The sequence below is a fragment of the Microbacterium sp. C23T genome, from assembly GCF_053345975.1.
This window is the reverse complement of sequence record NZ_JBKFBD010000020.1, coordinates 86,365-94,111: the sequence shown is the minus strand read 5'-3', so window position 1 is coordinate 94,111 and position 7,747 is coordinate 86,365. Positions and strand designations below refer to the sequence as shown.

General features: G+C 65.6%; 5 protein-coding genes and 1 tRNA gene. 3 read left to right on the top strand and 3 right to left on the bottom strand.

Going from position 1 to position 7,747, the window contains the following annotated elements:
* Positions 1–414 precede the first annotated feature (414 nt).
* Complete coding sequence (locus ACLBXX_RS12830) at positions 415–1,545, top strand: tyrosine-type recombinase/integrase (protein ID WP_447658332.1); 1,131 nt, start codon at positions 415–417, stop codon at positions 1,543–1,545.
* 259 nt (positions 1,546–1,804) lie between these two features.
* Here the strand turns inward: ACLBXX_RS12830 and ACLBXX_RS12825 are convergent, their stop codons facing one another.
* The 3 genes from ACLBXX_RS12825 to ACLBXX_RS12815 all read right to left on the bottom strand — a co-directional run bounded on the left by ACLBXX_RS12825 (position 1,805) and on the right by ACLBXX_RS12815 (position 5,551).
* Entirely contained in the window at positions 1,805–2,992 is a 1,188-nt protein-coding gene (locus ACLBXX_RS12825; protein WP_447658331.1) for an McrC family protein, read from the bottom strand.
* A 7-nt stretch (positions 2,993–2,999) separates the two neighbouring features.
* Positions 3,000–5,183: an AAA family ATPase gene (locus ACLBXX_RS12820; RefSeq protein WP_447658330.1), complete on the bottom strand. Its 2,184-nt coding sequence runs from the start codon at positions 5,181–5,183 to the stop codon at positions 3,000–3,002.
* Between the two features lie 296 nt (positions 5,184–5,479).
* Positions 5,480–5,551, bottom strand: a tRNA-Arg gene (locus ACLBXX_RS12815).
* Positions 5,552–5,685: 134 nt separating this feature from the next.
* On the opposite strand from ACLBXX_RS12815, the gene ACLBXX_RS12810 reads away from it, so the two are divergent.
* On the top strand, positions 5,686–6,489 hold the full coding sequence (locus ACLBXX_RS12810; RefSeq protein WP_447658329.1) for an N-formylglutamate amidohydrolase: 804 nt from the start codon (positions 5,686–5,688) through the stop codon (positions 6,487–6,489).
* Positions 6,486–7,697 (top strand): flavohemoglobin expression-modulating QEGLA motif protein, encoded by a 1,212-nt coding sequence (locus tag ACLBXX_RS12805; RefSeq protein WP_447658328.1) that lies wholly within the window; start codon positions 6,486–6,488, stop codon positions 7,695–7,697. Before ACLBXX_RS12810 ends, ACLBXX_RS12805 begins: the two co-directional genes overlap by 4 nt.
* Positions 7,698–7,747: the final 50 nt, after the last annotated feature.

The window sequence follows — 7,747 nt, the reverse complement described above, 5'->3', positions numbered from 1 at the left end:
CTCCGCGGACGAGGGATCGACAGCCTCCCAAGCATCAAGACGCAGGATCCGGCAGACTGAGCAAACGACAACCAGGTGGCCTAGTTTTCGCCCGTCGTTTTGGCCGGTTCTTCAACCGTCGTCGACACGCAGAGCCCGTTCGGCGCTGGCGCGCGGCGAAGTGCTCGATGACGAACGGCTGGTAAGCGACGCGCGCCAGCGCGGAGTCTGCAAGGAGTGAGCGTCGAGAACGGACCCGCGCTCCATCGCTATGCTCTCGACGTCGGAGGAAGGCGTTCCGCTCCTGCACCAACGACTCTTGGCGACGTTTTCTCGCATCGACCGACATCCCCGCTCGGCAACGTTGACGTGGTCGTTCCGGTGTCCGACACTGGCCAATACTCACCGGCGAATCGGCCATGAGCGGAGGTCGAGATGGGCAGCATCACACCGTACGAATCGGCGAAGGGCCGCCGCTATCGCGTGCGGTACCGCAAGCCGGATCGCACCGAGGCGGAGAAGCGCGGCTTCACGACGATGCGCGAAGCCAAGCTATACCTCTCCATGGTCACGGTGTCGAAGTCGAAGGGGGAGTACATCGACCCGTCCTCGTCGCGGGTTCCTGTCCGGATGTTCGCGGACAGTTGGCTGCGATCCAAGCAGCCGCCGATGTCCAAGCCCTCGTATTACATGACACTCGAACGGGCGTGGAAGAATCACGTCGCGCCGGTGTGGGCCGACAGGGAGATCTCGTCGATCCGGCGCTCCGAAGTCCAGGATTGGGTGTCGAACCTCGCGACGCAGAAGTCGAGCACGGTCGTTCTTCGAGCGCTGGGGGTCCTCGCCGGCATCCTCGACGTCGCCATTGACGATCGCCGCCTCGCGAGCAATCCAGCCCGCCATGTGCGCAACCTGCCTCGACGCGGCCCGGGCAAGCGCCGCGTCTACCTCTCGCATGACCAGGTCGCGACGCTGGCGGCGTGCTCGGCGTATCCGACGCTTGTCCTGACGTTGGCGTACACCGGCCTCCGGTGGGGCGAGGCCACAGGACTGCGTGTGCGCAGTGTGAACCGCCTCCGTCGGCGCTTCGTCATCGAAGAGAACGCGGTGATGATCGCGTACGAGATCCACGTCGGCACGCCGAAGACGCACGAGAAGCGCTCTGTCCCGTACCCGGAGCGGCTCGCGTTGATGATCGAGCAGGCCTGCGCCGGCAAGGGCCCCGAGGGTCTGCTGTTTGGCGACGGGGTCAACCACATGCGCAACTCGGGCAACAAGGGATGGTTCGCGAATGCGGTCCGGCGTGCGCAGGAGTTCGACCCATCGATCCCGCGGCTCACTCCGCACGACCTTCGGCACACCGCGGCGTCACTCGCGATCAGCTCGGGCGCGAACGTGAAGGCCGTGCAGCGGATGCTCGGCCACGCATCCGCCGCGATGACGCTCGACACCTACGCCGATCTCTTCGACGACGATCTGGATGCCGTGGCGACACGTCTGAACGACCAGATGCCGCTCGTGGCGCTGCCGTCGGGTCCTCAGACCCGGTACGCCCGACCTCAGTAGTCAAGAGAGCGGACTGCTCACTGCTCCGACGAAGCGGACGCCAGAGGGGCCGGCCTCCCTACGAGTCGGGTCCGGCCTTGGACGCGGATGGAGTCGTCCGCTGCACAGCTCGACTGTGATTCCGCGGTACGTGTTCAAATGGGAACCACGCCCGCGCTTCATTCTCGGCAGGCCACTTCGGCGAGAAGTAACGGATCGTTGTCTGCGGCACCTGCGCGCCGCGCGTGGACGCATTCACGAGTTTGTGGAGCCCTATCGCTCATCGCCCGCCGTGCACGAGCTTCGCGCCGAGCGCGGCCACACCATGCTCGAGTGCCCGGGCATTCCCCTCTAGCGGCAGGGCATGGACGTGAACATCGATGCCCGCCGACGGGATCTGGAGAACGCGGGCGACAACATCGCCCGACACGTAGATGAGATGCGCGGTGGGAACGTCGAGCGCGAGCGCGTATGCGACGGCCTGATAGACATCCCCGTTGGGCATCGCGCCGTTCCCGCTACCGAGCACCTTGTACTTCGTATCTGCAACCGTTGTTGGAGCGCCGTCACGCGAGATGACGATGTCTGGCCGGAGGGCCACCGATCTGTCGACGTCGAACCACCGGCCCCGATCTTGCGCGGTCACATCGAGCCCGACCTCCGCAAGATTCGCCCGAAGGCGATTGGCGATGTATCCCTCGAAGACCAGTGCCATGTCGACGAGGAACGTGCCTCCAACCGTGGCTCCATCTCGATGGGTCCATGACACAGCCTCCAGAATCACGCGTGCCAAGCGAAGGGGCACGGTGTAGTGCTGGTTGAGCCGGTTGGGGCGGACATGGGGGAGTGGCATTCCGCGGGGTAACGACTCCACATCTGCGAAGAGGATCTGCACCGCGGTGAAGGCGGAGCCGAGCACGTCTGCCATTCCATCCAGCCGGGCGAGTACGCGCAGGGCCGTCAACAGGATCCGGTTCTCATCGATGTCCTCGGTGAAATCGTCGAACTCGATCTCGACGGGGAGCGGAATACCGGGTCGCTTCGCGAGCTGGCGCGGGATGTCCCACCGACCGCGCACGACCGCGGTGGACTCCTGCACGCTGCGGTAGCCCTTCAGCAATCCCCGTTGCGTCGCCTGTTCGACCGCGATAAGAAGCGCACGTGCGATGGCCGTCGGGATCGAGTTGTCGCTCCCGTGCCCTACGTCATCGCCACCAAGGCGCAACTGGACTCCTCCTAGCGAGGCCATTAGGACGATGTTCTCGAGCGGCGTCTTCGGCACCACGTGGAGTTCACAGCCACTCACGACCGCCACTCCGACCTTCAGGACGTCAGTTATCCGCCAGCGTCCCGCGGTCGAAGTCGGGGTGACACGACAGAATCCAAGATCCTGCAGCTCCATCGCCTGCGCGAGCGTCAGGTCGACGAAGCTCTCACCCTTCTCCCTGATGTAGACGCGCTCGGGCATGGCGAGATCAGGACGCCTCGGAGGCGGTCGATTCGCCCGATTCGACCGTGTCCGCCGTCGACGCTGTCGGCTGAAGTGCCGAGAGCAGCGAGGAGAGTGAGAAGCGCGATGCGACGTCGACGTCCGTGCCCAGATGACGCTCTTCGAGAAGCGGCAGAAGGTTCTCGGTCCAGATCGCGTCGAGATCCTGCACGGAGAGATCGTCCGGGCGAAGCAGGTGGCTCGGACCGATCCGGTCCTCCCGATCCCGGATGCGCGAGTTCAGTTCGGCGAACAGCGCGGGCAGCGGGTACGTCTGCGGATGCTCTCGCACCCAGCGATCAAGGATGCCCGCCACCGGTGGCACCTCGGGGTGAAGCTCGAAGAACGAGAAGCGCCTCCGCATCGCGGAGTCGAGCAGGGCGATGGAGCGGTCGGCCGTATTCATCGTCCCGATGATCAGCACGTTAGGGGGCAACTCGAACGTGTCGCCGCCGTCGGTCCCGGACCCGGCGTACAGCAGATCGATGGCGTCACCGCGGTACTCGAGCAGGTAGTAGAGCTCGCCGAAGACCTTCGACAGGTTCGCCCGATTGATCTCGTCAATGAGAAGTACATGTGCGACGTCGGGATCCCTGCGCGCATCCTCGGCGATGCGACTCAGCGGGCCCCTGGCGAGTTCGAAAACAAGCTGTCCGTTCTTCTCGCGCGGACGGTAGCCCGCGAAGAAGTCCTCGTAGGTATAGGAAGGGTGGAACTGGATGCGACGCTGCGCCTCCTGGCGACCGTTGGTGATCGCCTGCGTCAGCGCCTTCGCGACGAACGTCTTACCGGTTCCTGGGGGACCGTAGAGGATCACCTGGCCGCGCCGATGCAAAGCATCGAGCACGCGTGTGATCCAACCGGCGTCCAGGTTGAGCTGGTCGCTCAGTAGGGCGACATCGATGTCGGCTGGCCGGAACCCGCGCGGATCGGCGACGGCGTCATCCCCATCCGCCTCCACTGGGTCGACATGGAGATCGATCGGCGGCTCGGGAGGAGCATCCGGGTGCCATCGATCGCGCAGCGGGCTTTTGTAGAAACTGACAGGCTTGCCAGTCTTCGCTTGCAGCGCAAGAACGATTCGCCGCAGGTCGTCGTCCGCGTCGTCGCCAAATTGCCCACCGATCTCGCCGATGAACGCCTCGCGGATGCGATGCCGGTGGTCCTCGGACACGATGGGCCCAAAGAACCCGGGATGCACGAGATACATGAGCGAGTATCGCTGAGTCGGGAAGGAATCGCCGTCGACGGACAGCACGAACGAGCGCCATGCTCGTGGGTCGTGGAGCACCCGTTCTTGCTCGTCAGCGTCGAGGTCGACCCACGCTTTGGCGAGGTTGACGATGATCGTGACCGCGTGACTGATGCGCGACATCATCCCGGTTCCGGGATTGAAGGCGCCACCTCCGAACGCTTCGTCGAACAGGGTCGGGATTGAGACTCCATGCTTCATCAGCTGAAGAACGGCCTCGACCTTCTCCGTCTTCTTGGCGTGGCCCATGACCGTAGAGATGGGCAGAATCTGCAGCGCAACGATCTCGGCCATCAGGAGCTTGACCGCATCGGTCTCGCCTTCGAGCTGAACGGCGAGGTTCTGGACGAAGTTGGCGCCCTCCACCCGCGGCGCGCCGACCCACTTCGAGTGGAGCGCCGATACCGTGGCGGTGTCCCACACGGAAAGTCCCGGGCTGAACACCGAGCCGCCGCTCTGAAGACCTTCCTCGACCCACGCCCGCGAAGCAGCAAGGATCTTCCGCTGAGCGCTATCTTCAGAGACCCACGCGGTCGCGAGAGCGTCGCCGATGCTGGCGCGCAACTCAAGTCTTGAGGCAGCCGTTCGCTGTTGCGCCTCTGCGAACAGCTCGTCACCCGCAAAATCCTCGAGTGCTCGTAGTCCCGACTCAGTGATGGCCCATCGCCCCGAACCGTCGGGGTGCTTACGCAGCCAGCCCGCGTTCACGAGATCAGAACTCGCGAAACGCCAGTCCGTCTCGCCTCGACGCAGACCGCGGGTGTTGATCTCGGACTCGTATTCGGAAAGGGGTACAGAGCGTTCCGCGTCCTCCCAGATGTCGCTGATCGGGACGTATTCGCCCGGCGCCGCATTTGACGCGAGATGTTCGAGCGCTGCACGCGCCCGGGCCGCTCGACGCAACTGTGCTTCTGCCACGTGCCCTCCTGAAGCTCTACCGGCTCCGAGTCTACGAAGGGGGCCATCACTCACACGACCGCCTCTCGCGCCGCTAGCGCGTCGCAAACCCGGAGAGCAGATTGCTCAGTTTTTCGATGAGGCAGATTTCGCCCGAAACGCTCCATTTTGGCGCTCTCAGACGTCGCGCGCAGGCCGTTGAAGACGGTCATTTTCGGCGTGCCGAAATAACAGAATGCGGGCAAAAAGCGGGCAAAAACGCATTCTGAGTGGTCTGACCACAGAAGAAAAACCTGGTCAGAGGCAAAAAGAGACTGTGCCCCTGGAGGGACTCGAACCCCCAACCGTTTCCTTAGGACGGAACTGCTCTTCCATTGAGCTACAGAGGCTGGCCCGACGATTCTACCCAGCCGCGAGGGCAGCGCCGTGTACGTGCCGCGACTCCGAAGCGCGCGAGATACGGGGGCTGCCGAGCCCTGTCAAGCCCTTGAGGCCCCTCTCCGCCCGGGAAAACAATGGGCTGATGGTCACTACGGAGCGCTCCGCGTTCGAATTCCTGGGCGATTGGAGCGGACAGTTCATCGCCACGGCGATCCACAACGGGCACGACGTCCGGTCGGAGGTCGCGGCCGCGCTGGTCCTGCCCGACGAGGATCGACTGCGGGAGGAAGACCCCCACACCGACGAGATCGGCGCACTCGTCCCGGCCCGCGTCGTGGTGCACCGGTCGCGCTTCGAGGTCGACCTGAACCGCTCGCGCGAGAAGGCCGTCTACCGTTCGGCGGAGGAGGCGTGGGGTCTGGAGGTCGTCCGGGATCCACCACTCGATCAGGCTCTCGTCGCGGGATCGCTGGAGGTGTACGACGCGTTCTATGCGGAGCTCGGTCGTCGACTTGACGTCGTCGCCGAACGCGGCCCGTTCGTGGTGTTCGACATCCACTCCTACAACCACCGCCGCGACGGGGCGGACGCGCCGGAAGCCCCATGGGCTGAGAATCCCGAGGTGAACGTCGGGACGGGTTCGCTCGACCGCGACCGCTTCGGCTGCGTGGCGGATGCCTTCATCGAGTCGCTCACTCAGGCAGGGACGTCAGCCGGACCGCTCGACGTGCGCGAGAACGTCCGCTTCCGCGGGCAGCAGCTGGCTGCCTGGACGCACGCCCGCTATCCGGGCAGGGCCGCCGTGCTCGCGCTGGAGTTCAAAAAGACGTTCATGGACGAGTGGACCGGCGAGGCGGATCACGCTCGAATCGACGAACTCGCCCGGGCCGTGGCATCCACCATCCCGTCCCTCGAAGAGGCGCTTCTGGAGCTGGCGACACCGTGACCGACTCGACGCATGTCGACGATGCCGGCGGGCCCGAGACCGACGTCATCGAGAAGGGCGCGTTCTCGCCCGCCGACCTGGCGGCGGACCACGCGATGGCGTCGCTCGCCGGGACGGTGCGATTCCTCCTCGAGATGACGCCGGTGAACGCGGACGACATCCGTGCGGAGTTCCTCGCCGACCGTGAGATCGACCCGGTCTTTGAGTACCGGAGCCTGGACGTCGACCCCGAAGTGCTCGATGCCCAGGTGGCCGCACTCCCGCTCGACGCCGTCACCGACGCCACCCTGGCAGCGCTGCTGCGCAACCGGCAGCGCGAGATGACGCTGCGGGTGGAGATGTTGCGCGCGCGGAACACGCCCGACTTCCTACAACTGTCGATCGCCCAGTACGGGCCCGTGCTGCCCGCGCTCGTAGACGCCGCGGACGATCTGCTCAGCCGGCTCCCGCACGGGAAGCTCGAGCAGGACTCCGTGGGAGCAGACGCCTTCCTCGCGGCGGCGAAGGCGGAGATCGCCCACTATCGGTCGATCGACCCGGATGCGGAGCTCCACGCCGAGATCCGCGACGACGTCTCGGGCGTGCTGGTCGAGGGTGACACGCTCCTCATCTCGCAGAACGCGGCAGTGGCCGGTCCCCGCGTCAACGCCCTGCTGCAGCATGAGGTGGGTACGCACCTCGTGACACAGGTCAACGGCCTGGCGCAGCCGATCCGCATGCTCGGCGCCGGGCTCGCTCATTACGACGAGACGCAGGAGGGCCTCGCGGTCCTCGCAGAGATCGCATGCGGCGGGCTCACCGCCTCTCGTCTGCGCCAGCTCGCGGCGCGGGTGGTGGCCGTGCACGCGCTGGTCGGCGGCGCGAGCTTCGTCGAGACGCACCGGCTGCTCACCGGCCACGGCCTGCCTGCGGGCAGCGCCTACAGCGTCGCCATGCGGGTGTACCGCGCCGGCGGGTTCACCAAGGACGCCATCTATCTGCGCGGGCTGCTGGCGCTCCTGGAGCACGTGGCGCACGGCGGTGCGCTCGACCTCCTCTTCCTCGGCAAGTTCTCGCTCGAGGACCTGCCCCTCGTGCAGGACCTCGCAGACCGCGGGCTCCTCGCGCCGGCTCGCCTCACGCCGCGCTATCTCTCGGAGGCGGAGACGGCGGACAGGATCCACGACGCCGCCCGTGCCGACGACCTGGTCTCGCTGGTCAATGCATAGGCTCTGCGCGACGATCAGACCCATCCCCACGACCCGCGCACAGACATCAC